General features: G+C 60.9%; 22 protein-coding genes. 13 read left to right on the top strand and 9 right to left on the bottom strand.

From position 1 onward, the window contains the following. Positions 1-27 precede the first annotated feature (27 nt). From ITX55_RS18710 to ITX55_RS18680, 7 genes are all read right to left on the bottom strand, one after another. Complete coding sequence (locus ITX55_RS18710; protein ID WP_033645285.1) at positions 28-507, bottom strand: type II toxin-antitoxin system VapC family toxin; 480 nt, start codon at positions 505-507, stop codon at positions 28-30. Next, positions 504-767, bottom strand: a complete 264-nt coding sequence (locus tag ITX55_RS18705) for a plasmid stability protein (protein WP_004930730.1) — start codon at positions 765-767, stop codon at positions 504-506. Before ITX55_RS18705 ends, ITX55_RS18710 begins: the two co-directional genes overlap by 4 nt. 126 nt (positions 768-893) lie before the next feature. Next, on the bottom strand, positions 894-2,513 hold the full coding sequence (gene pckA / locus ITX55_RS18700) for a phosphoenolpyruvate carboxykinase (ATP) (RefSeq protein WP_108682144.1): 1,620 nt from the start codon (positions 2,511-2,513) through the stop codon (positions 894-896). 194 nt (positions 2,514-2,707) lie between these two features. Further along, positions 2,708-3,586: an Hsp33 family molecular chaperone HslO gene (gene hslO / locus ITX55_RS18695; RefSeq protein WP_033645284.1), complete on the bottom strand. Its 879-nt coding sequence runs from the start codon at positions 3,584-3,586 to the stop codon at positions 2,708-2,710. A 25-nt stretch (positions 3,587-3,611) separates the two neighbouring features. Next, complete coding sequence (hslR, locus tag ITX55_RS18690; protein ID WP_033645283.1) at positions 3,612-4,019, bottom strand: ribosome-associated heat shock protein Hsp15; 408 nt, start codon at positions 4,017-4,019, stop codon at positions 3,612-3,614. Next, positions 4,016-4,696 (bottom strand): GMP/IMP nucleotidase, encoded by a 681-nt coding sequence (gene yrfG / locus ITX55_RS18685; RefSeq protein WP_047026496.1) that lies wholly within the window; start codon positions 4,694-4,696, stop codon positions 4,016-4,018. Before yrfG ends, hslR begins: the two co-directional genes overlap by 4 nt. 99 nt (positions 4,697-4,795) lie before the next feature. After that, positions 4,796-6,931: an intracellular growth attenuator family protein gene (locus ITX55_RS18680; protein ID WP_042785500.1), complete on the bottom strand. Its 2,136-nt coding sequence runs from the start codon at positions 6,929-6,931 to the stop codon at positions 4,796-4,798. A 445-nt stretch (positions 6,932-7,376) separates the two neighbouring features. Between ITX55_RS18680 and nudE the strand changes: the two genes are divergently transcribed. After that, complete coding sequence (gene nudE / locus ITX55_RS18675) at positions 7,377-7,931, top strand: ADP compounds hydrolase NudE (protein ID WP_033645281.1); 555 nt, start codon at positions 7,377-7,379, stop codon at positions 7,929-7,931. Between the two features lie 51 nt (positions 7,932-7,982). Here the strand turns inward: nudE and mrcA are convergent, their stop codons facing one another. Further along, positions 7,983-10,541, bottom strand: coding sequence for a peptidoglycan glycosyltransferase/peptidoglycan DD-transpeptidase MrcA (gene mrcA / locus ITX55_RS18670; RefSeq protein ID WP_108682142.1), 2,559 nt, complete (start codon positions 10,539-10,541; stop codon positions 7,983-7,985). A 121-nt stretch (positions 10,542-10,662) separates the two neighbouring features. Between mrcA and pilM the strand changes: the two genes are divergently transcribed. The 12 genes from pilM to trpS all read left to right on the top strand — a co-directional run bounded on the left by pilM (position 10,663) and on the right by trpS (position 20,690). Then, a complete protein-coding gene (pilM, locus tag ITX55_RS18665; RefSeq protein ID WP_033645279.1) occupies positions 10,663-11,496 on the top strand; it encodes a type IV pilus biogenesis protein PilM in 834 nt (277 codons plus the stop codon). Continuing rightward, the gene (locus ITX55_RS18660; protein WP_108682141.1) at positions 11,496-12,035 is read left to right on the top strand and encodes a PilN domain-containing protein; all 540 of its coding nucleotides are present in this window, start codon (positions 11,496-11,498) and stop codon (positions 12,033-12,035) included. Before pilM ends, ITX55_RS18660 begins: the two co-directional genes overlap by 1 nt. Next, a complete protein-coding gene (locus ITX55_RS18655; RefSeq protein ID WP_033645277.1) occupies positions 12,028-12,522 on the top strand; it encodes a hypothetical protein in 495 nt (164 codons plus the stop codon). Before ITX55_RS18660 ends, ITX55_RS18655 begins: the two co-directional genes overlap by 8 nt. Continuing rightward, entirely contained in the window at positions 12,515-12,874 is a 360-nt protein-coding gene (locus ITX55_RS18650; RefSeq protein ID WP_033645276.1) for a HofP DNA utilization family protein, read from the top strand. The genes ITX55_RS18655 and ITX55_RS18650 overlap by 8 nt, the downstream gene beginning before the upstream one ends. Beyond that, a complete protein-coding gene (hofQ, locus tag ITX55_RS18645) occupies positions 12,871-14,115 on the top strand; it encodes a DNA uptake porin HofQ (RefSeq protein ID WP_089192327.1) in 1,245 nt (414 codons plus the stop codon). Before ITX55_RS18650 ends, hofQ begins: the two co-directional genes overlap by 4 nt. Before the next feature lie 349 nt (positions 14,116-14,464). Further along, positions 14,465-14,986 carry a shikimate kinase AroK gene (gene aroK / locus ITX55_RS18640; protein WP_004391482.1) on the top strand — a complete coding sequence of 174 codons (522 nt, stop codon included), beginning with the start codon at positions 14,465-14,467 and terminating at the stop codon, positions 14,984-14,986. Between the two features lie 106 nt (positions 14,987-15,092). Beyond that, on the top strand, positions 15,093-16,193 hold the full coding sequence (gene aroB, locus ITX55_RS18635) for a 3-dehydroquinate synthase (RefSeq protein ID WP_108682139.1): 1,101 nt from the start codon (positions 15,093-15,095) through the stop codon (positions 16,191-16,193). A 156-nt stretch (positions 16,194-16,349) separates the two neighbouring features. Then, complete coding sequence (locus ITX55_RS18630; RefSeq protein WP_033645274.1) at positions 16,350-17,363, top strand: SPOR domain-containing protein; 1,014 nt, start codon at positions 16,350-16,352, stop codon at positions 17,361-17,363. Positions 17,364-17,447: 84 nt separating this feature from the next. Beyond that, complete coding sequence (gene dam / locus ITX55_RS18625; RefSeq protein WP_033651736.1) at positions 17,448-18,260, top strand: adenine-specific DNA-methyltransferase; 813 nt, start codon at positions 17,448-17,450, stop codon at positions 18,258-18,260. Between the two features lie 51 nt (positions 18,261-18,311). Next, positions 18,312-18,989 carry a ribulose-phosphate 3-epimerase gene (gene rpe / locus ITX55_RS18620; RefSeq protein WP_019456160.1) on the top strand — a complete coding sequence of 226 codons (678 nt, stop codon included), beginning with the start codon at positions 18,312-18,314 and terminating at the stop codon, positions 18,987-18,989. Next, on the top strand, positions 18,982-19,680 hold the full coding sequence (locus ITX55_RS18615; protein WP_108682137.1) for a phosphoglycolate phosphatase: 699 nt from the start codon (positions 18,982-18,984) through the stop codon (positions 19,678-19,680). Before rpe ends, ITX55_RS18615 begins: the two co-directional genes overlap by 8 nt. Positions 19,681-19,682: 2 nt before the next feature. Next, a complete protein-coding gene (gene trpS / locus ITX55_RS18610) occupies positions 19,683-20,690 on the top strand; it encodes a tryptophan--tRNA ligase (RefSeq protein ID WP_004930324.1) in 1,008 nt (335 codons plus the stop codon). Between the two features lie 51 nt (positions 20,691-20,741). Here the strand turns inward: trpS and cysG are convergent, their stop codons facing one another. Beyond that, positions 20,742-22,145 carry a siroheme synthase CysG gene (gene cysG, locus ITX55_RS18605; RefSeq protein ID WP_108682135.1) on the bottom strand — a complete coding sequence of 468 codons (1,404 nt, stop codon included), beginning with the start codon at positions 22,143-22,145 and terminating at the stop codon, positions 20,742-20,744. Positions 22,146-22,177: the final 32 nt, after the last annotated feature.

Genomic DNA, 22,177 nt, shown 5'->3' with positions numbered 1-22,177 from the left:
GATGTGGGCCGCGCCGCTGCGGCCCCGTCAGGATTTTCTGCTCATCACGTAGTATTCCGCCGCATCCTCATGCAACCGGCGGCCGGTCGGCGCCTGCCACGGATCGATTAATTCGATGCCGCAGTGGAGGAAGTCTTTGGTATTGCGGGTGGCCAGCGCGGCGCCGTAATGCAGGCAGGTGGCGGCGATTTGGGTATCGGGCACGCTCATCGCTTTACCCAACAGCCGATTCCTTGCCGTCAATTCCGCGTATTGCATCGCGCACAGCCCATCAAACGGCAATATCTGCCCCTCGAACTTCAATTCAATGGCGTCCGCCAATTTCAGCTTGAGATCCCGCTGGCGTTTGCCGTCAGGCATGCAGGCCACGCCGCTGAACAGTTCGGCGAGGACAATGGCGCTGAGATAGAGCTCGTCATTGTCCTTTTCATTTAACCAGTTAATGACGTTGTAGTACGGGCTGGGACGCAGCGTTTCTGAAATGACGTCGGTGTCGATAATGATCATGCGTTGTCATCTTCATCATCAAAGGTGACGATGCGTGGCGGCACGGCGTCACGCGGTGGGATCTCCAGCTCAACGCCGCCGAATTCGGCGAAGTGCTGATGCATCCAGGTACCCAATCCATAGCGCGGCGGCTTTTTCACCAGCGCCTGTTTCAGGATCATGCGCGCTTCCTCTTCCATGGAATGGCCGTTTTTCGCCGCTGAGATACGCAGCAGCTCTTTGATTTCGTCGTCCAGATTTCTGACGGTGATAGTAGCCATTGAAACCTCCTTTGCTATCAATGATTGCATTGACTTATTCTCTCGTCTCCCCGGTTAAAAAGCAATCAATTGAAATAAAAAAAGGCGCGGGATCCGCGCCTTAGCTGAAGAGGTAACGTTACCGAATTACAGCTTCGGGCCGGCGCTGACCAGCGCGGCGCCCGCAGGCGTGTCGGTGTATTTGTCGAAGTTGGTGATGAAGCGCTCGGCCAGAGCCTGCGCTTTTTCCTGCCACTGCTCGAGGCTGGCGTAGGTGTTGCGCGGATCGAGGATCTCCGGGTTCACGCCAGGCAGCGCGGTCGGCATCGCCAGATCGAAGATAGGCAGGGTAACGGTTTCCGCCTTGTCGATTTCACCGCTCAGGATGGCGTCGATGATGCCGCGCGTATCTTTGATCGAGATGCGTTTGCCGGTGCCGTTCCAGCCGGTGTTGACCAGGTAAGCCTGGGCGCCGGCGGCCTGCATGCGTTTCACCAGCACTTCGGCGTACTGCGTCGGGTGCAGCGACAGGAATGCGGCGCCGAAGCAGGCGGAGAAGGTTGGCGTCGGCTCGGTCACGCCGCGCTCGGTGCCGGCCAGCTTGGCGGTGAAGCCGGACAGGAAGTGGTACTGAGTCTGGTTGGCGGTCAGGCGCGATACCGGCGGCAGCACGCCGAAGGCGTCGGCGGTCAGGAAGATCACCTTGGTGGCGTGACCCGCCTTGGACACCGGCTTGACGATGTTCTGGATATGGTAGATCGGGTAAGAAACGCGGGTATTCTCGGTTTTCGAACCGTCGTTGAAGTCGATGCTGCCGTCGGCCAACACGGTGACGTTTTCCAGCAGCGCATCGCGTTTGATGGCGTGGTAGATGTCCGGCTCGGCTTCTTCAGACAGCTTGATGGTCTTGGCGTAGCAACCGCCTTCGAAGTTGAACACGCCGTCGTCGTCCCAGCCGTGCTCGTCATCGCCGATCAGCTGACGCTTAGGATCGGTGGAGAGGGTGGTCTTGCCGGTGCCGGACAGGCCGAAGAACACCGCCACGTCGCCTTTCTCGCCCACGTTGGCCGAGCAGTGCATCGAGGCGATGCCTTTCAGCGGCAGCAGGTAGTTCATCATCGAGAACATGCCTTTCTTCATTTCGCCGCCGTACCAGGTGCCGCCGATCAGCTGCATGCGCTCGGTCAGGTTGAAGGCGACGAAGTTCTCCGAGTTCAGGCCTTGCTGCTGCCAGTTCGGGTTAGTGCATTTGGCGCCGTTCATCACCACGAAGTCCGGTTCGAAGTCTGCCAGCTCTTCGTCGCTCGGGCGGATGAACATGTTTTTCACGAAGTGCGCCTGCCAGGCCACCTCGGTGATGAAACGCACTTTCAGGCGCGAGTCGGCGTTGGCGCCGCAGAAGGTATCCACCACGAACAGGCGCTTGCCGGACAGTTGCTCGGTGACCAGGTGTTTCAGATCGGCCCAGACTTCCGGGCTGAGAGGTTTGTTGTCGTTTTTGCCTTTGCCCTGATCGGCCCACCACACGGTATCGCGGGTGATGTCGTCGCGGACGATGTATTTGTCTTTCGGCGAACGGCCGGTGAAGATGCCGGTATCGACGGAGACGGCACCCAGCTTGGTGACTACCCCACGCTCAAAACCTTCCAGAGATGGGTCTGTTTCTTCCTTAAACAGCAGTTCATAGCTCGGGTTGTGAACGATTTCGCTGACGTCGTGAATGCCGTAAGCGGCCAGATCCTGAGGGGTTATACCTTTAACGCGCATGTTACTACTCCTTGGTCACAGAATTTCTGGCGGCAATTGTAGGGATCTAACGGTGCGTAACCGCGATGGGTATCAAATATTTAACGTTTTAGGCGGTATTTCGTTACGATCTGAGAGATAGCACACGGAAAAAAGCAAACGTGCAAACGGCGGGGCTTGGCGGGCGCCGGGCGCGCCCGCCGAGAGGGTGTGACTTAGTGCAACCGGTCGCTTTCGCCGGCGTTGCCCGCATACAACGCGGCAACATCAACCGGGTCAAAGACATAGTGGCTGCCGCAGTAGTCGCAGTGCATGTCGATATTGCCGTCCTGCTCCAGCATGTCCGCCACTTCGTCGGTCGGCAGCGTCAGCAGCGCGTCGGCGCAACGCTGGCGTGAACAGGTACAACGGAATTGCACGTCCTGCGGTTCATACAGCGTGACTTCTTCCTGATGATACAGACGGTACAGCACCTCGTTGGCCGGCAGGCCGAACAGCTCTTCGCTTTTGACCGTGTTGGTCAGTTGCACCAGGTGATCGAAATCATCGAGGTTGCCGTCTTGCGCCGGCAGCACCTGCAGCAGCATGCCGGCCGCCGCGGCATTGCCTTCCGCTTCGCCGGTGCGGATGAACAGGCGGGTCGGCAACTGTTCAGACTGGCGGAAGTAGGCTTCCAGGCATTCGGCCAGCGTTTCCCCTTCCAGACCGACCACGCCCTGATAGCGCTCGCCTTCCGTTGGGGAAATGGTGATGACCATGACGCCGTTGCCGATCATCTGATGCAGGGTGCTGTCGTCGGCGATAGGCGCCTGGGTGCGCGCAACGCCGCGCATCTCCTGGCGGTTGTTGCCGTTGATCACCGCCAGCTTCAGCGGGCCGTCGCCTTGCAGCTGAACGGTGATGTCGCCGTCGAACTTCAGGGTTGCGGTCAGCAGACTGGTGGCGACCAGCAGCTCGCCCAGCAGTTTTTGCACCGGCGCCGGGTAGTCGTGGTTGTTCAGGATCTGCTGATAGGTTTCGCTGACGGTAACCAGCTCGCCGCGCACCGCGTAGTTTTCAAACAGGTAACGGTGCAATTGGTCATGGTTGGACATAATCTTCTCTCATTGCGGTGAGGGGTTATTCCTGCTCACCAAATTTAAATTTCATCAGGTCGCGCCGCTCCTTTTTGTCCGGACGTCGGTCCGGATGCGGCATGGTCAACGCGTTCATCTTGCGCGCCAGCGCCATTTTTTCGCGGTTGGCGATGCTGGCTTCGGTTTCCTGATACATTTGCTGCGCCTCGTTGGCGCCGCGGCGTTGGCTGGTCAGCGCCAGCACGATCACCGTACGTTCTTCGTTGCCCTGCCGCAGTTTGAGCTCGGCGTTGAGCTCGACAATCTTGCTCGGCTTGCCGCGCTGGCCGTTGTAATGCACCTTGCCGCCGTCGATCATTTCGCGCGCCAGCGCGCGGGTCTTGTAGAAGCGTGCGGCCCACAGCCACTTATCCAGTCGGACCGCGTCGTCGCGCGTCGCTTTTTCCTTCATGCTTCCCCCTTGGGCAGCGCCGGTATCAGCAGGCGGTAGTCGCGCATCGACGGATGGCGCTGGAAGCTTTTCTCCGCCGTGCTGGAGTCCGGGTTTTGCACGCCCAGGCAGTAACGAATGCCGAAAGTGCGCGCCGCGTCGAGGATCGGCTCGCCGTCGTCGACAAACAGCGTGCGCTGCGGGTTGAATCCGGTGTGCTGTTGCACTGCCTGCCACAGACGCTGATCTTCTTTCGGATAACCAAATGTGTGGGTGGAAAACAATAAATCAAGGTGCCGATCGAGGCCGGTATGCTCGATTTTCACCGCCAGGCTGTGCGGATGGGCGTTGGTCAGCAAAATGGTTTGCAGGCCGGCGTCGCGCAGCGCCCGTAAAAAAGGCTCGGTGTCTTCGCGCAGCCGGGCGCGGCTGCCCACTTCGCTGGTCATGCGGTAAATGTCCAGATCCAGCCGCTCGCTCCAGTAATCGAAGCAATACCAGTTCATGGTGTGCTGCACCGCCTGGTATTCCCGCTCGATGATGTGGCGGGCTTCGTCGAACGGAATGGCGCGCCTTTCGCTCAACGCCTGCGGCACCAGGCTGAGCCAAAAGTGGCTGTCGAACTCCAGATCCAGCAATGTGCCGTCCATGTCCAGCAGCACGGTATCGATCTGCGGCCAATCAAACTCGGGAACCATAAAAACTCCACGGGCGGACCGACGGGCAGTCCGCAGATGAGAATAATAGCGTTAGCGTAGCATAAGCGGATGACAGGGCCGAAGCCCCCGGCGTCAGGTTCAGGCCATCGGCCGCATCGACATCGGATTGAGCTGCGGGTTGAAGCAGCTGTCGTAGTAACGCTGGATATCGGCGACGCGGTGCTGATTGATGCGCCGACGCTGCACCAGCCGCCAGGCGTTATAACCCAGGCTGACCACTACGGCCAGCAACAACAGGCTGGTGCCGAGATAGCGCCACAGGGTGATCATGTCCGGTTCGCTGTGCAACGCCACGTGGCGAGTGCCGTTGGCGTCAACGCTGAGGCTGGTGATCACGCCCTGCGCCTGGAATGGGGTATGCAGCAGCAGGTTGGACTGGCGCTGCAGCTCATTCCACTGGTCGAGCGCGTTGTATTCGCTTTGCGGCGTCTGCGGCTGGGGGTGACTGACCCACTGGCGGCCTTCGTCGCTGCGGATCAGGAAACCGCCTGGCGGCGGGCTGTTGAGCGCAGCGGCGGCCAGTCGCGTCTCATTGAAGATGAACGACGAGGTGGCCACTTTGGTCAGGCTTTCCAGCGATTCGGCGCTGACCGGACGAAGCAGGACGTTGACGCCTTGCAGCGCGCCGGATTTGGCGCGTTTCACCAGGCTGCTCCAGTTTTTCGCGTTGCCCAGGTTAACCAGCGCGTTTTTCAGCCGTACGCAGTCGTTTTCCGTCTGGCACAGATCCTGCGTTTTCAGCACGATATCGGAGAAATCGTCCAGCAGGATCATGCCGGATTTCTCGATGGCGCTGGCCAGCTGCGGGTTGACCTTCTGATCGGCGCCGCTCGGATGCAGCTGACCGCTGACCGTCGCCAGCAGGGCTGTCGCTTTGTCTATGACTTCCGATTCCGGCTGCGGCAGCGGGGCGGCGGTGTTCCAATAGATGCCGGAGCAGTCGAACGGCGCAAAATTGACGGCGCCGCCGCCGTTGGCCGGCGGCGGGACATAGCACATGCCGCTGCCGCGCACTTTCAGCGTGTCGCCGATGCGCAGCGGCGTGGCCTCCAGCGCCTGTACGCTGGTCACTTCCACTTTTTGCGCGCCTTGCAGCCAGGCCATGCTGAGGGTCAACGGCAGGTTGAGCGGGATATAGATCAGCAGCAGCAGCAGAACCAGCGCCGAGCTGGCGACCAGCACCGCATTGCGGCCCCACTGCTGCAACGGGAAATTCTTCACTTCGTCATGCAGCGACAGGAAACGCCCCTGCCGCACCACCTGACGGTTGAGATAGACGTCCACATCGGTGGTTTTGCCCAGATCCTGCGTCAGGTACGGTTGCCAGTGCGGCGGATAGATCAGATCGATAATGCCGAGCGAAATATTGCTGATCTGCCCCTGGCCGGATTCGCCGAACAGGCCCCAGCGCTTTGGCGTGCCGCGCAGGCAGTGGATCTCTTTCAACTCGCGCGACGCCGGGCGGCGGAACAGGTTCCACCCTCCCCAGGCGATCATCAGCACCGCCACGAAAATCATCCAGGGGATCACCAGCACCGGGCTGATCAGGCTGAAGAACAGCAGCAGCAGCGCGGCGGAGATGATGACGGCTTCACGGATGCCGTTCGGCCGGTTCAGCGCATGCTCTTCCGGCGTTTCCTTGCGAATGTTCACCAGCTCGACATGCTCGCTCTCTTCCTTGCGGATGGAGGCGTTTTTGGTCGGCGCGGCGGTCACGACCGGCGGCTGCGGCCGGTCGTGGATATGATCTTTCAGCGAGTGCCCATTGAGCGAAATCACCAGCGGCAGCGTCTGGGTTCGGATCACTTCCACATGGTTATCGGCGGTGATGTAGGGTTCCCAAAATGGCGGCAGATGTACCTCTTCGGCATCGAGGTAATAGCGCCATTTATTGGGATCGTCGCTGGCCAGCCCGTAACGGGTGATGGCGTGCGTCACGGGATAAACGTTATCGCTTTGCGGGGTGAGCGCCAGTTTGGCTGCGGGCAGCGTAGCGCCGCCGCCGGGCAACAGTTTGTTGCTCAGCTTGTTTTGTTGATTGAGGTAGAACTCGACCGCCGCGCGTTCTTCGTCGGTCAGCTTGCGGTGGGCGGGTTTGATAAACGGCAGCGTGCGCGCCAGCGCCGTCGGGTGGCGGGCCTTGAACCACAGGTACAGGCCGGCGGCAATCAGGCAGACAAGCACTAAGGCCAATATCAACACTATTGTGCTCATGCAATCCCCATCTCACACCCGTGAATTTCGCCAACCTGATGAAAAGCTGAATATTATACGGAGTAAACCGCCAGGAGGCACCCAGAACTAATGAGGGAACAAACAGATTTTCGCTTTGGATCTCATTCCTTCATGAAGCAAGGTCATTTTATCACTGATTCTTGCCTGCGTGATACTAGCAACCGGCCCCTGCCGTCGATATCGGCATTATCCTATTTTCATGCGCGCTGTTTGCTGAATCAGTGCAGAAAATCGCCCGCGGCTGGCGACGCTTGTTAAAAGAAAGTAAATTACTGTTCATGCGCGTTGCGGCCGAGCTTGCCCTTAACGCACAATGTGATCAAGATCGAATTTGGTCAGCGTTTGAGCGCCAACGAGCCGTGCGTTACGCCAATCATTTTTTCGGTTGCCCTGTCCGCGCCTGGGCAACCTCTTTGAGGCAATCATGGATAAACACCTGCAAAAACCTAAAATTCTGAAAGTGGAAACGGTCGCGCGTTCGCGTTTGTTCAACGTCGAGTCGGTCGATTTGGAATTCAGCAACGGTGTGCGGCGGGTGTATGAGCGCATGCGGCCTTCGGATCGCGAAGCGGTGATGATTGTGCCGGTGATTGGCGATGACCTGCTGCTGATCCGCGAATATGCGGTGGGCACTGAATCCTATGAGCTCGGCTTCCCGAAAGGGTTGATCGATCCCGGCGAGGGGGTGCTGGAGGCGGCCAACCGCGAGCTGATGGAAGAGGTGGGATTCGGCGCCAGACGCTTTGATTTCCTCAGCAAGCTGACGATGGCGCCATCCTACTTTTCCAGCAAAATGAATATCGTGCTGGCGCACGATCTCTACCCGCAGAGCCTGGAGGGGGACGAACCGGAACCCCTGCCGCAGGTGCGCTGGCCGATCGCCAACATGATGGCGCTGCTGGCGGAACCGGATTTCCGTGAGGCGCGCAACGTCAGCGCGCTGTTCCTCTCCGAGGCGTTTCTGCGCGCTTCGCGCTGAGACGCTTCACGCCGCATAAAAAAAGGGCCAGATTTCTCTGGCCCTTTTCGATCAGAACAGCTCGTGGCTTTCGCCGCCCGGATCGGTCAGCGTGGTGCCGGTATCGCGCGATGGGTAGTCCGTCGGCTGCGTTCCTTCGATAAAGTACTCGGAGCGGCTGCCGCCGCCACCGCCAGAGAGCTTGCCGCTGCTCTTGTCGATGGTGACGCTGATGATGCCCGGCGGCGGCGTGACTTTCTGCTCCGGAATGCCTTCCAGCGCGATCTTCATGAAGTCGTCCCACGCCGGCTGGGCGCTTTTGGCACCGCCTTCGCCGCCGGAAATCTGATCCGGGATGGCGCCGGACACCGTCGAACGGCCCAGATCGCGGCGGTGATCGTCGAAGCCGATCCACACCGACGTCACGGTATCCGGGCCATAGCCGGAGAACCAGGCGTCTTTGGAACTGTTGGTGGTACCGGTTTTACCGCCGATATCATGACGTTTCAGATCGCGCCCGGCGCGCCAGGCGGTGCCCATCCAACCCGGTTCACCGAAGATGTTGCTGTTCAGCGCGTCGTGGATCAGGAAGGCCAGCGGCGTGCTGATCACGTGCGGCGCATACTGTTGGTCGCCGTCCTGCTGCACCTGAGCCGGGGTCACCTGCTCCAGCTGCGGCATCGGCACCGTGCTGTTGCTGCCTTCCTGCGAGGTGGCGACGTTTTCGATGTTGTCATCGGACAGCACGGCCGAACGGTGAGTATCACCGTAGATCACCGGCAGGTTGCAGCTGCTGCAAACCACTTTAGGTTTGGCTTCGAACACCGTATTGCCGTTGTCGTCTTCAATTTTGGTGATGAAGTACGGATCGACCAGATAACCGCCGTTCGCCAGCACCGCGTAACCGCGCACCAGCTGCATTGGGGTGAAGGAAGCGGAGCCCAGCGCCAGCGATTCGGTATGCACGATGTTCTGTGCCGGGAAGCCGAAGCGCTGCAGATATTCCGCCGCGTAGTCGACGCCCATCGCACGCATCGCGCGCACCATCACCACGTTCTTCGACTGCCCCAGCCCTTGACGCAGACGAATCGGGCCATCGTAGGTCGGCGGCGAGTTCTTCGGCCGCCAGTCGGTGCCGGCGCCGGCATCCCAACGGGTGATCGGCAAGTCGTTCAGGATGGTGGCCAGCGTCAGGCCTTTATCCATCGCGGCGGTATACAGGAACGGTTTGATGTTCGAGCCCACCTGACGCAGGGCCTGCGTGACGCGGTTGAACTTGCTCTGGTTGAAATCGAAGCCGCCGACCAGCGCTTTCACCGCGCCGTCGTTCGGGTTGATGGAAACCAGCGCCGAGTTGACGTCCGGCACCTGCGACAGCCACCAGGCCTCGTTCACTTTACGCACCCAGACCTGCTGGCCTGGCTGCACCACGTCGGTGACGCGTTTCGGCGTTGGGCCTTGCTGAGTGTCTGAACGGTATGGCCGCGCCCAGCGCATGGTGGCCATCGGCAGGGCAATGCTGCTGCCGTCGGCCAGCATCGCCGTCGCTTCCTGCGGGTTGGCGGCGGTGATGACCGCCGGCGCCAGCGGGCCGTAGTTCGGCAGGTTTTTCAGCGAGTCGACAATCTGTTTGCGATCCCAGGCCGCTTCGCCGACTTTCCACAGCACGTTTGACGGGCCGCGATAGCCGTGGCGCATGTCATAGGCCAACACGTTATTGCGCACCGATTCCTGCGCCGCCAGCTGCAGCCGTTTGGTCACGGTGGTGTAAACCTTATAACCGTCGGTATAGGCGTTTTCACCGTAGCGCTTGATCATCTCCTGACGCACCATCTCGGAGAGATACGGGGCGGAGAAGCTGATTTCCGGCGCATGGTAGTTGGCGACCAAATCTTCAGAACGCGCCTGATCGTACTGCGCCCGCGTGATGTAGTGTTCGTCCAGCATGCGCGACAGCACTACGTTGCGACGGGCAACGGCGCGATCGTGCGAATAGAGCGGGTTGAAGGTGGACGGCGCTTTCGGCAGGCCGGCGATGGTCGCCATCTCGCTCAGGGTGAGCTGGCTGACATCCTTGCCGAAATAGACCTGCGCGGCGGCGCCCACGCCGTAAGCGCGGTAACCCAGGTAGATCTTGTTCAGATACAGCTCAAGGATTTCATCTTTGGTCAGCATCTGCTCGATGCGTACCGCCAGGAAGGCTTCCTTGATTTTACGCATCAGGGTGCGTTCCGGGCTTAAGAAGAAGTTACGCGCCAGCTGTTGGGTAATGGTGCTGGCCCCCTGGGAAGCGTGGCCGGAGACCAACGCGATGGAGGCCGCGCGGAAGATGCCGACCGGATCGACACCGTGGTGATCATAGAAGCGGCTGTCTTCGGTGGCGATAAATGCGTGCACCATCACCGGCGGAATTTGATCCAACTTCAGCGGAATGCGGCGCTTCTCGCCGTACTGGGCGATCAGTTCGCCATCGGCGCTGTAAACCTGCATCGGTATCTGCAGCCGCACGTCTTTCAGCGTTGCGACGTCGGGCAGCTGCGGCTCGACATATTTGTACAAGCCGAAAATCGAGGCTGCTCCCAGCACGATGCAACATACTGCAAGGATTAGTAAATACTTTACGAACTTCACCTGAGATTTCCCATTTCTAAGTCATTTGGGCAGTTTATAAACAACCGCGCGGTAGTATAAAGGCAAGCCTGCGACATGGATATGTTCTTTTATCATCGGATGTTATGGAGGCTTGTGAAACATGTTCCCTCAAGCATGGCAGGTGGGGCTGGATATACAAATCGACTGCGTGCGGGCGCTGGCGGTCCAACGCCGCCGCAACGGCTGGCAACTGCGTCACTGGTGGCAACAGACGCTGCCGCAGGCGGTTTTACGCGACGGCTGCCTGGCACCTTCCGAAGCCCTGATCCGGGCGCTGCGGCAATGGCGTGTCCAACTGCCGCGACATATTTCCTTACGCATTGCCCTGCCGGCGCAGCGGGTGTTGCAACAGTGCATGGCGCAGCCGGACGCGCGTCTGCGCGAGCCGGAACGCAGCGACTATATCGTTGGCCACGGCGTGAAGCAGTTCCCACTCGACGGCCAGACGCTGGCGCTCGACTATCGCGCCGCGCCGGCGGAGGGGGCGGCGCTGCTGTTGACCGCCGCGCGGCGGCAGGAGCTGCAGCAGTGGCTGCACTGTCTGCGCCAGGCGGGCCTGCATCCGCAAGCGGTCGATATTACGCCTTGCGCGCTGCGGATGATGGCGACGGCGGCGGGCGTGCCGCACACCGCGGGGCTGATGCATCGTCTCGAGCGAGAATGGCTGTGGGTGGCGCCGGCCGACGGCGCGTTCGCGTTCGGGCTGACGCCGGGCGACGATGACGCGCAGGCGCTGCGGGCGCTGCAAGCCCAGACGCCGGCGGACGATGATCGACCGGTCTATGCCGGCAGCGTGCTGGCAGGAGCCTTGCCCGTCGGCTGCCTTTCCTGGTCGCCGCTCAGCGCCTTCACGCAGCTGCGTCCGCCGTTGCCCGTGCATCCCTCAGCGTTCGCGTTGGCCGGCGGTCTGGCGCTGCGCGAGGAGGACCGCTGATGTACCAGGTCAACTTTTTGCCCTGGCGGCAACGTCGCGATCGGCGGCGCGGCTGCTTCTGGCTGGGCGTGTTGCTGTTGCAGATAACGGTGCTGTTGCTGGCGCTGTTCCTCGTCGCCGGCCAACTGCGTCATCAACAGGCGCAGCGTCAGGAGCGGCTGGCGCTGTTGGAAGACGAGCTGGCGGCAGTGACGCTGCTCGTTCGTCAGCAGCAGCTAGAGCGGGCGCAACGGGCGCGATACAGCGCCCTCGCTGAACGGCAGGCGCGCAATGCCCAACATAACCGGCGTTATTTGCAACTGCTGCAGCAACTCTCCTCCTGCCTCCCCCCACCGCTGTGGCTCACGGCGTTGGACAGCGATGCGGCGAACGGCCTGCGGCTGCGTGGATTGAGCCGTTCTCCTGCCGCCATTTCGCAGTTCGAACGGCGGCTGGCGGGGATGCCCGCGTTACCGCGGCTGCGTTTGGCGGAGGTGGCGCAACGCGACGACGGCCTGTACGCCTTTCATCTGGTGGCGCAATGGGGGCGTGATGGATAACCGTTTGCCATCTGGGCTGCGCTTCTTGCTGGGCCTGTCGGGCCGGCGATTGCTGGCCGCGCAATGGCTGGGCATCGGCACGTTGGCGTTGTTGGGTGGGGGCTGGATGCTGCAAGACGAATGGCGTCAGCGGGAAAGTGCGACAGAGCGGCAACAGCGCCTGCTGCAACAGATCGCCGTGGCGCAGCGCCAACTGGACGAGGCGCCGGTCGCCCTGATGCCGCCGACGCCGCTCGCTCCGGCCGCCACCGGCGATCTGACGAACGGGCTGCAACGTGCGGGGGGCGCCTTATTGCGCTGGCAGCGGCAGGAAAAACCGCCGCGGCAAACGCTGAGCTTGCGCATTGACTACCCCGGTTTGTTGGCGCTGCTGGAGGCGCTGCCCGCCGATTTGCGTCTCGAACAATTGAGCGTGGAGACGCCGCCGCAGGGCATGACGGCGCGGTTGGTTTTACAGGATGCCGCCGAGGAGCTGGCCGATGAGTAGAAGATCCGGCCGTTGGTGGTGGCTGCTATGGCCGTGGGCCTTATGCGCCGAACCGCGCGACCCGTTTGCGCCGCCCCCGATGCCTGCTTGCGCCCAGACAGAGACATCCCCGGCGGGCTGGCGACTGAAAGGCGTCATCGGGCAACCGACGCAGCGCTATGGCTGGGTGGTGACGCCGGCGGGGCAATGGTTGCGCCTGCGGCCGCAACAACGGGTGCTTGCCGAGCGCTGGCAGGTGACGCAGGTGCAGGCGCGCAGCCTGACGTTGAAGGCGCTGACGGCCGAACCGGAGTGCCCGACGAGCCGCGACGACATATCGCTGATGATCGACGACAAGGATGACAAATCATGAAAGGACGCGCTGGACTGGGCTTGGCGCTAGGGTGTTTGGCGCTCGGCGCTGCGCAGGCTCAGGATAAACAGATAATCTCATTGGAGTTTCAGGATGCGCCGGTCACGGTCATCCTGCAGGCCTTGGCGGATTATCGGCAGATGAACCTGATCGCCGCGCCGGGCGTGAGCGGCAACCTGACGCTGCGGTTGGAGGATGTGCCCTGGCCCCAGGCGCTGGCGCTGACCCTGCGTATGGGCAAACTGACGATGACGCGGGAGGGTAACGTGATGCTGATCTCCCCGGAGCCGGATGCGCGGGAAAAAAGACAGCTGCAAGAGGCGCTGGCGCAGCGGCAACCCTTGCACAGCCTGACGATGACCGTGCAAAACGGCGATGCGGCGGAAATTGCCGAAAGCCTCAACGCCCAACGTGGCGCGTTGCTGAGCGAGCGTGGCAGCGTGTTGGCGGATAAACGCACCAATACGCTGCTGCTGCGCGACACCGCGCCGATTGTGGCGCAGTTGAAAAAGCGGATAACGGAAATGGATGCGCCGCTGGCACAGGTGCAACTGGCGGCGCATATCGTGACCATCAACAGCGAAAGCCTGCGTGAGCTCGGCGTGCGTTGGGGATTGGCGCCCGACGACAGGCCGGCGCGGCCGCTGCGGCCGGGCAATATCGGCGTTAACCTGCCGTTGGAGCGCAGCGCGGTGAACGCCGGTTTCCATCTGGCGCGCATCAGCGGGCGTTTGCTGAGCCTGGAGCTGACGGCGCTGGAGCAGGAAAATCAGGTGGAGATCATCGCCAGCCCGCGTCTCCTGACGGCGCATCTGCAAACCGCCAGCATCAAGCAAGGGACGGAGATCCCTTATGAAGTGTCCAGCGGCGCCAGCGGTGCGACCGCCATCGAGTTTAAAGAGGCGGTGCTGGGCATGGAGGTGACGCCGAAGGTGTTGCCGGACGGGCGCATCACGCTGACGCTGCAGATCAGCCAAAATATGCCGGGGCGCGCCATCAGCCGAGGGGCCGGAGAGGCGTTGACCATCGATAAACAGGAGATTAAGACGCAGATCACGGTGAAAAACGGCGAAACCCTGGTGCTCGGCGGCATTTTTCAACGGCATCGCGGCAAGACGGCGGACAAGGTGCCGGGACTGGGGGATGCGCCGCTGCTGGGGGGCTTGTTCCGGCAGAGCGGCGCACAACAGAAAAAACGCGAGCTGGTGATCTTTATTACGCCGACCCTGATTAAGGGATAAGCGGCGGCCTGTCGGCCGGGCGGCAAATCGCCTAAAGTTGATGAGCAGATACACTTTTTTATCCCCTTGGGGGGATCTGCGTTTGACGCTGCGGCCGATTTAGCTTACAAGGGTTACCGAATTGAGCACCGAGGTTTTTTGTTAGCGCCAAGACGCCGTTAAAAACATATGGTTTCCCTCCCGCGGCGTGGATTGCGATTTATTCGGTTGCCAAACTACCAAGAGTGTTGAGATAATTTTTCGTCTGATCTCGCACTATCGCTCATGAGGTTTCAGTTTAGGTCCCGCCGCTGATTTGATTGGCGGGGCGGGTTAACATTAACGAATTGTCTTAGTAATACCGAAAAACATGGCAGAGAAACGCAATATCTTTCTGGTTGGGCCTATGGGTGCCGGCAAAAGCACTATTGGCCGTCAGTTAGCTCAGCAACTCAATATGGAGTTCTTCGACTCCGATCAAGAAATTGAGCGACGTACCGGAGCTGACGTGGGCTGGGTATTCGACGTGGAAGGGGAAGAAGGTTTCCGCGATCGTGAAGAAAAAGTCATTAATGAACTGACGGAAAAACAAGGGATTGTGTTGGCGACCGGCGGCGGTTCGGTGAAGTCGCGCGAAACGCGCAACCGTCTGTCCGCGCGCGGCGTGGTGGTTTATCTCGAAACCACGATCGAAAAGCAGTTGGCTCGTACCCAGCGTGATAAAAAACGCCCGCTGCTGCAGGTTGATTCTCCGCCGCGTGAAGTGCTGGAAGCTTTGGCGAAAGAGCGCAATCCGTTGTATGAAGAGATTGCCGATGTCACCATTCGCACCGACGATCAGAGCGCTAAAGTGGTTGCCAACCAGATCATCAACATGCTGGAAAGCAACTGATTGCCGATTTTCGCGTTCGCCGTCGGCTAATGCGGAAAACTGATTTGTGTTCCCCGCCGTTGTGGGGAGCAACCACCGCCGTACCATACAGAGAACTAAGCGCGACATGGAGAGAATTACTGTAACGCTTGGGGAGCGCAGCTACCCGATTACCATCGCCGCCGGATTGTTTGACGATCCGGCTTCTTTTATGCCGTTAAAGGCGGGTGAACAAGCAATGTTGGTCACCAACCAGACCCTGGCGCCGCTCTATCTGGAGCGTGTCCGGCAGGTGCTGGAGCAGAGCGGCGTCGTGGTGGATCAGGTGATTCTTCCCGATGGTGAGCAGTACAAATCTCTGGCGGTGTTGGAGCAGGTGTTTTCGGCGCTGCTCGAAAAACCGCACGGGCGCGATACCACGCTGATCGCGCTCGGTGGCGGCGTTGTCGGCGATCTGACCGGCTTCGCCGCCGCGTGCTACCAACGCGGCGTGCGCTTCATTCAGGTTCCCACCACGCTGCTGTCGCAGGTGGACTCCTCCGTGGGCGGCAAGACCGCCGTCAACCACCCGCTCGGCAAAAACATGATCGGCGCTTTCTATCAACCCGCTTCGGTGGTGGTTGATCTGGATTGCCTGAAAACGCTGCCGACGCGTGAACTCTCTTCCGGCCTGGCCGAAGTCATCAAATACGGGATCATTCTCGATCGCGAGTTTTTCGTCTGGCTGGAAAATAACATCGATGCGCTGATGGCGTTGGATATGCAGGCGTTGGCCTACTGTATTCGCCGCTGCTGCGAGCTGAAGGCCGAGGTGGTGGCCGCAGACGAACGTGAAAGCGGTCTGCGCGCCCTGCTGAATCTGGGCCATACTTACGGCCATGCTATCGAAGCTGAGATGGGCTACGGCGTGTGGCTGCACGGTGAGGCGGTGGCTGCGGGCATGGTGATGGCGGCGGAAACCGCGCACCGTCTCGGCCAGTTCTCCGTTGAAGACATCGAGCGCATCAAAGCGCTGCTGCTGCGCGCCGGCTTGCCGGTCTGCGGGCCGCAGGAAATGACGCCGGAATCCTACTTGCCGCACATGTTGCGCGACAAGAAAGTGCTGGCGGGGGAACTGCGTCTGGTGTTGCCGACCGCGATCGGTGCGGCGGAAGTGCGCGGCGGCGTAGGGCATGAGCTGGTGCTGGCGTCGATCGCCGCCTGCTCGCCTGAGCGGAAGCGTAATTAAATCGGACTAAGTAACAGTGGCTTAGCCGCCATTAGCATCTATATTAATACAGTGAGCAGAGCACGACGGGTGTCGCTTTGCCATCATCGGGTTAATCCGCCCGTGCCACGGTAGGTCTACGGTGGTGGGCTTTTGCCTCTAGTTGGAGGGTTTCAGATGGACGAGTTTAAACCGGAAGACGATCTCAGACCTGATAGCAGCGATCGTCGTCCTACGCGTTCGCGCAAGCCGGCCGCCGCGCCGCGCTTCGCCGTTTCGCGCCAGCATTTGATGATTGGCATCGGCATTTTGGTGCTGCTGCTGCTGATTATCGGCATCGGTTCAGCCCTGAAGGCGCCGACCAAACATGAAGCGGCGCAGGAGAGCGGCGCGCAAAACGGCGCGGCCCGCGATATCAATCTGTCCGGTTCTTCGTCGCTGACCACCGCCAATAACGGCGTGCCGGGCGGCACGACGGATACCCACGATAATAACGGCGTGAGCGCGACTCAGCCGCAGCAACCGCAGAACGTCAGCGTTCCGCCGATCTCCGGCACGCCGACCGAAGCGCAAACGCAGCCTCAGCAAGGCGGTGCGCAGCAGCGCGTCGATTTGCCGGGCAACATGGCGGATGCGCTGTCGCAGCAGCAGGGGCAGGTTGACGCCGCTACGCAGGGCATGACCGGCGCAGCGTCGACGTTGCCGACCGCACCGGCGACGGTGATGAGCGGCGCCGCAGCGCGCGAAGCGACGCGTCCTGTGCAGGGCACTGCCCCGCAACAGCATAAAACGCCGGCGAAAACCGCCGCCGCCAAACCGACCGCAACGCAGCATAAATCACCGACTACGGTGTATACGCCGCCGGCCAAACCGTCTTCCACCGCGAAAGCGGGAGCGGTCGCCAGCAGCGGCAGTTCTGTGCAGTCTGCGCCGGGCAGCCACTATACCTTGCAACTGAGCAGCGCTTCGCGTTCCGATACGCTGAACGCCTACGCCAAACAGCAGAAGCTGCAGAATTACCTGGTGTATGCCACCAAGCGTGACGGCAAGCCGTGGTACGTGCTGGTGAGCGGCAACTATGCGTCTTCTGCTGAAGCGAAGCGCGCCATTGCTTCGTTGCCGGCCGATGTGCAGGCGAAAAAACCATGGGTTCGACCTGTACACCAAGTGCAGCAAGATCTTAAAAAATAAATCATTTAAATTTGTGCGCTGATGTGCTGTCTGAAACAGAGTACAATCCGCCGCTCTGAATTGTATAAGTAGCTAATTGACGGCATGAAGAAAAACCGCGCTTTTTTAAAATGGGCTGGTGGAAAATACCCGCTGGTAGATGAGATTCGTCGCCATCTGCCGGCGGGAGACTGCTTAATCGAGCCCTTCGTGGGTGCGGGATCCGTCTTTCTGAATACGGATTACGACGCCTACATTCTCGCCGACATCAATAGCGATCTTATCAACCTGTATAACATCGTTAAGCTGCGCACGGATGACTTCGTGCGCGATGCCCGCACGCTTTTCGCCGATGAATTCAATAACTCGGATCAGTTTTACCTGCTGCGAGAAGAGTTCAATACTAGCACCGAGCCTTACCGCCGGGCGCTGCTGTTCCTGTACCTGAACCGTCACTGCTATAACGGCCTGTGCCGCTATAACCTGCGCGGCGAGTTCAATGTGCCGTTTGGCCGGTACAAGAAACCGTACTTCCCGGAAGAAGAGCTCTACTGGTTTGCTGAAAAATCGCGCAATGCCACTTTTGTCTGTGAGCATTACCGCGATACCATGGCGAAGGCTGCAGCCGGCGCCGTGGTGTATTGCGATCCGCCTTATGCGCCGCTGTCGGCGACGGCGAATTTCACCGCTTACCACACCAACAGCTTCAGCATCGCCGATCAGCAGAGCCTGGCGCATCTGGCGCATCAGCTCTCGGTAGAGAGCCGGGTGCCGGTATTGATTTCCAATCACGATACCGAGCTGACGCGCGACTGGTACCAGCATGCTGCGCTGTATGTGGTGAAAGCGCGCCGCACGATCAGCCGCAATATTCTCGGCCGCAGCAAAGTGAACGAGCTTTTGGCGCTGTATCGCTAAGCCGGGGGCACCCCGGCGCATAACAACTCGACCCTACGTTTGGAGAAGCGGATGAAAAAGTTTTTGATTGCCCCGTCCATTCTGTCGGCAGATTTTGCCCGGTTAGGTGAAGATACCGCTAACGTGCTGGCCGCAGGCGGCGACGTGGTGCACTTCGACGTCATGGACAACCACTACGTGCCCAATCTGACCATCGGTCCGATGGTGTGCGAAGCGCTGCGCAACTACGGCATTACCGCGCCGATTGACGTACATCTGATGGTCAAGCCGGTGGATCGCATCGTGCCTGACTTCGCCAAGGCCGGCGCGTCTTATATCTCTTTCCACCCTGAAGCCTCCGAACATGTCGATCGCACCATTCAGCTGATCAAAGAGCACGGCTGTAAGGCCGGCCTGGTGTTCAACCCGGCGACCCCGCTGAGCTATCTTGATTACGTGATGGATAAAATCGACGTGATCCTGCTGATGTCGGTCAACCCGGGCTTCGGCGGCCAGTCGTTCATCCACGGCACGCTCGACAAGCTGCGCCAGGTGCGCAAGTTGATCGACGACAGCGGCCGCGATATCCGTCTCGAAGTCGACGGCGGGGTGAAGGTGGACAACATCGCCGAAATCGCCGCCGCGGGCGCCGATATGTTTGTCGCCGGTTCCGCCATCTTTGGCCAGCCGGACTACCGCAAGGTGATCGACGAAATGCGCAGCGAGCTGGCGAAGGTTTCCCATGGCTGATTTCGGCGCGATCCGCGCACTGGCCTTCGATCTTGACGGTACGCTGGTCGATAGCGCGCCGGGCCTCGCGGCCGCCATCGATATGGCGCTGGAAGAGAGGGGGCTGCCGCAAGCGGGTGAAGAGCGAGTTGGCACCTGGATCGGCAACGGCGCCGACGTGCTGGTGCAGCGCGCGCTGCGCTGGGCGGAAGCGGAAGACACGCCGGAGCAGTGCAGCCGGCTGCGTGAGCGCTTCGATCATTTCTACGCGCAGACCGTCGACAGCGGCAGCCGCCTGTTCCCGCAGGTGCAAGAGACGCTGGCCCGCCTGGCCGCGCACGGTTACCCGATGGCATTGGTGACCAACAAGCCGACGCCGTTCGTGGCGCCGCTGCTGGCATCGCTGGGCATTGGCGAGTATTTTTCGCTGGTGATTGGCGGCGACGACGTGACGGAAAAGAAACCTCACCCGGCGCCGTTGTATCTGGTGCTCGGCAAGCTTGGGTTGCGAGCGCATGAACTGCTGTTCGTCGGCGATTCGCGCAACGATATTCAAGCCGCTCAGGGCGCCGGTTGCCTGAGCGTCGGTTTTACCTACGGTTATAACTACGGCGAATCGATCGCCCTGAGCCACCCCGATCGGGTGTTGGAGCGCTTCGCCGATTTGTTGCCCGCTCTTGGGCTGTCATCTTTAGAGAATCAGGAAATTTAAACATGAGTAAGCCCATCGTATTTAGCGGCGCGCAGCCGTCCGGCGAACTGACCATCGGCAACTACATGGGTGCGCTGCGTCAGTGGGTGCAGATGCAGGACGACTACGACTGCATCTACTGCATCGTCGATCTGCATGCCATCACCGTGCGCCAAGACGCCGAAAAGCTGCGCAAAGCCACGCTGGATACGCTGGCGCTGTATCTGGCCTGCGGCATCGATCCGGAAAAAAGCACCATCTTCGTGCAGTCGCACGTGCCTGAGCACACGCAGCTGAGCTGGGTGCTGAACTGCTACACCTATTTCGGCGAACTGAGTCGCATGACGCAGTTCAAAGACAAATCCGCACGCTACGCGGAGAACATCAACGCCGGGCTGTTCAGCTATCCGGTGCTGATGGCGGCGGACATCCTGCTGTATCAAACCAATCAGGTGCCGGTGGGCGAAGACCAGAAACAACACCTGGAACTGAGCCGCGACGTGGGCCAGCGTTTCAACGCGCTGTACGGCGACGTGTTCAAAGTGCCGGAGCCGTTTATTCCTAAATCCGGCGCACGCGTGATGTCGCTGCAGGAACCGACCAAGAAGATGTCCAAGTCGGACGATAACCGCAACAACGTGATCGGCCTGCTGGAAGATCCGAAAGCGGTGACCAAAAAGATCAAACGCGCAATGACCGACTCGGAAGAGCCGCCTGTCGTGCGTTACGACGTGGTCAACAAGGCGGGCGTCTCCAACCTGTTGGACATCCTCGCCGGTGTCACCGGCAAGAGCATCGCGCAGCTGGAAGCCGAGTTCGAAGGCCAAATGTACGGCCACCTGAAAGGCGCGGTGGCGGAAGCCGTCTCCGGCATGCTGGCTGAGCTGCAGGAGCGTTACCACCGCTTCCGCAACGACGAAGCCTACCTGCAGCAGGTGATGCGCGACGGCGCCGCCAAGGCTCGCGCACGCGCGCAGGAAACCTTGGCGAAGGTTTATCAGGCCGTCGGTTTCGTACCGCCGCAGGCGTAACGCCGGCGCAAATAAAAAAAGCGGCCTTGGGCCGCTTTTTTTACGTCGGTATCACGCCATTTGCGCCAGGCCGGCGGGCGGGGCTTCGCTGGCGAACCAATTGAGCTTGCTGCGCAGGCTGACCACGCTGCCGACGATGATCAGGCTGGGGCTGGCGGCCTGCAGGGACAAGGCGCCCAGTTGGCCAAGCTCGCCTTCGATCACCCGCTGGCGACAGGACGTGCCGTTTTCCACCAGCGCCACCGGCGTGGCGGCCGGCAGTCCGTTCGCGATCAGCCGGCGCTGGATCTCCGCCGCCTGCGACAGCCCCATATAGAACACCAGCGTCTGTTGCCCGGCGGCCAGCGTCGCCCAGTCCAATCCACCGTCGGCCTTGGCGTGGCCGGTCACCAGACGCACGCTCTGCGCGTGGTCGCGGTGGGTGAGCGGGATGCCGCTGTAGGCGGAACAGCCGGAGGCGGCGGTGATGCCCGGCACCACCGAGAACGGCACGTCGGCGTCCGCCAGCGTTTCCAGCTCTTCGCCGCCGCGGCCGAAGATAAAGGGATCGCCGCCCTTCAGGCGCACCACGCGTTTGCCTTGCCGCGCTTGCTGCAGCAGGATGTGGTTGATCTGCTCCTGCGGCACGCAGTGATGGCCGGCGCGTTTGCCAACGAAGATGCGCTCGGCGTCGCGACGCACCAGCGTCATGATCTCTTCGGAGACCAGCCGGTCGTAAACCACCACGTCGGCCTGCTGGATCTGTTGCAGCCCTTTCAGCGTCAGCAGGCCGGCATCGCCCGGCCCGGCGCCCACCAGCACCACTTCACCGCGATCCTCCGGCCGTTCGCTGAACAGCTGTTCGAGCTGGCGTTCGGCCAGAGCCGCGTCGTCATTGGCCAGCGATTGCGCCAGCCGATCGTGAGCGAACAGCCGCTCCCAGAAGCGGCGGCGCGCGCCGAGGCTGCTGAAGCGCTGTTTCACCCGTTGACGCAGCGATCCGCCGAGCTGCGCCAGCTTGCCGAGGTGTTGCGGCAGCAGCGCTTCCAGCTTCTCGCGCAGCAACCGCGCCAACACCGGCGCTTTGCCGCCGGAGGACACCGCCACTACGATCGGCGAGCGATCGATGATCGACGGCATGATAAAGCTGGCGCGTTTTGGGTCATCGACCACGTTGCAGAACACCCGCTGCTGGTTGGCGCACTGGTACACCCGCGCGTTGACCTCCAGCCGGTCAGTGGCGGCGATCACCAACCATTTTTCCGTCAGCAGGGCCGGGCTGAATTCGCCCTCGGCCAGCGTCAACAGGCCTTCTGCCGCCCACTGGTGGAACTGCGGGCTGAAGGCCAGGGCGTTGACGGTCAGCGCCGCGCCGGCGTCCAGCAGCAGGCGCGCCTTGCGTTCGGCGATTTCGCCGCCGCCGACCAGCAGGCAGGCTTTGTGTTGCAGTTGGCAGAAAATCGGCAGGTAGTCCATCGGCATTCCTCGGGGTTATCGGCGTGGGGGCG

Origin of the sequence: Serratia sp. EWG9 (assembly GCF_019913725.1) — a bacterium.
Classification (GTDB): domain Bacteria; phylum Pseudomonadota; class Gammaproteobacteria; order Enterobacterales; family Enterobacteriaceae; genus Serratia; species Serratia ureilytica.
Note: the sequence above shows the minus strand (reverse complement) of the source record. Positions and strands in the feature narration are given on the sequence as shown.

Bases quoted from the DNA above. Each gene is read 5' to 3' on its own strand.
- ITX55_RS18710 (WP_033645285.1), bottom strand. From the start codon at position 507: ATGATCATTATCGACACCGACGTCATTTCAGAAACGCTGCGTCCCAGC.
- ITX55_RS18705 (WP_004930730.1), bottom strand. From the start codon at position 767: ATGGCTACTATCACCGTCAGAAATCTGGACGACGAAATCAAAGAGCTG.
- pckA (WP_108682144.1), bottom strand. From the start codon at position 2,513: ATGCGCGTTAAAGGTATAACCCCTCAGGATCTGGCCGCTTACGGCATT.
- hslO (WP_033645284.1), bottom strand. From the start codon at position 3,586: ATGTCCAACCATGACCAATTGCACCGTTACCTGTTTGAAAACTACGCG.
- hslR (WP_033645283.1), bottom strand. From the start codon at position 4,019: ATGAAGGAAAAAGCGACGCGCGACGACGCGGTCCGACTGGATAAGTGG.
- yrfG (WP_047026496.1), bottom strand. From the start codon at position 4,696: ATGGTTCCCGAGTTTGATTGGCCGCAGATCGATACCGTGCTGCTGGAC.
- ITX55_RS18680 (WP_042785500.1), bottom strand. From the start codon at position 6,931: ATGAGCACAATAGTGTTGATATTGGCCTTAGTGCTTGTCTGCCTGATT.
- nudE (WP_033645281.1), top strand. From the start codon at position 7,377: ATGGATAAACACCTGCAAAAACCTAAAATTCTGAAAGTGGAAACGGTC.
- pilM (WP_033645279.1), top strand. From the start codon at position 10,663: ATGTTCCCTCAAGCATGGCAGGTGGGGCTGGATATACAAATCGACTGC.
- ITX55_RS18660 (WP_108682141.1), top strand. From the start codon at position 11,496: ATGTACCAGGTCAACTTTTTGCCCTGGCGGCAACGTCGCGATCGGCGG.
- ITX55_RS18655 (WP_033645277.1), top strand. From the start codon at position 12,028: ATGGATAACCGTTTGCCATCTGGGCTGCGCTTCTTGCTGGGCCTGTCG.
- ITX55_RS18650 (WP_033645276.1), top strand. From the start codon at position 12,515: ATGAGTAGAAGATCCGGCCGTTGGTGGTGGCTGCTATGGCCGTGGGCC.
- hofQ (WP_089192327.1), top strand. From the start codon at position 12,871: ATGAAAGGACGCGCTGGACTGGGCTTGGCGCTAGGGTGTTTGGCGCTC.
- aroK (WP_004391482.1), top strand. From the start codon at position 14,465: ATGGCAGAGAAACGCAATATCTTTCTGGTTGGGCCTATGGGTGCCGGC.
- aroB (WP_108682139.1), top strand. From the start codon at position 15,093: ATGGAGAGAATTACTGTAACGCTTGGGGAGCGCAGCTACCCGATTACC.
- ITX55_RS18630 (WP_033645274.1), top strand. From the start codon at position 16,350: ATGGACGAGTTTAAACCGGAAGACGATCTCAGACCTGATAGCAGCGAT.
- dam (WP_033651736.1), top strand. From the start codon at position 17,448: ATGAAGAAAAACCGCGCTTTTTTAAAATGGGCTGGTGGAAAATACCCG.
- rpe (WP_019456160.1), top strand. From the start codon at position 18,312: ATGAAAAAGTTTTTGATTGCCCCGTCCATTCTGTCGGCAGATTTTGCC.
- ITX55_RS18615 (WP_108682137.1), top strand. From the start codon at position 18,982: ATGGCTGATTTCGGCGCGATCCGCGCACTGGCCTTCGATCTTGACGGT.
- trpS (WP_004930324.1), top strand. From the start codon at position 19,683: ATGAGTAAGCCCATCGTATTTAGCGGCGCGCAGCCGTCCGGCGAACTG.
- cysG (WP_108682135.1), bottom strand. From the start codon at position 22,145: ATGGACTACCTGCCGATTTTCTGCCAACTGCAACACAAAGCCTGCCTG.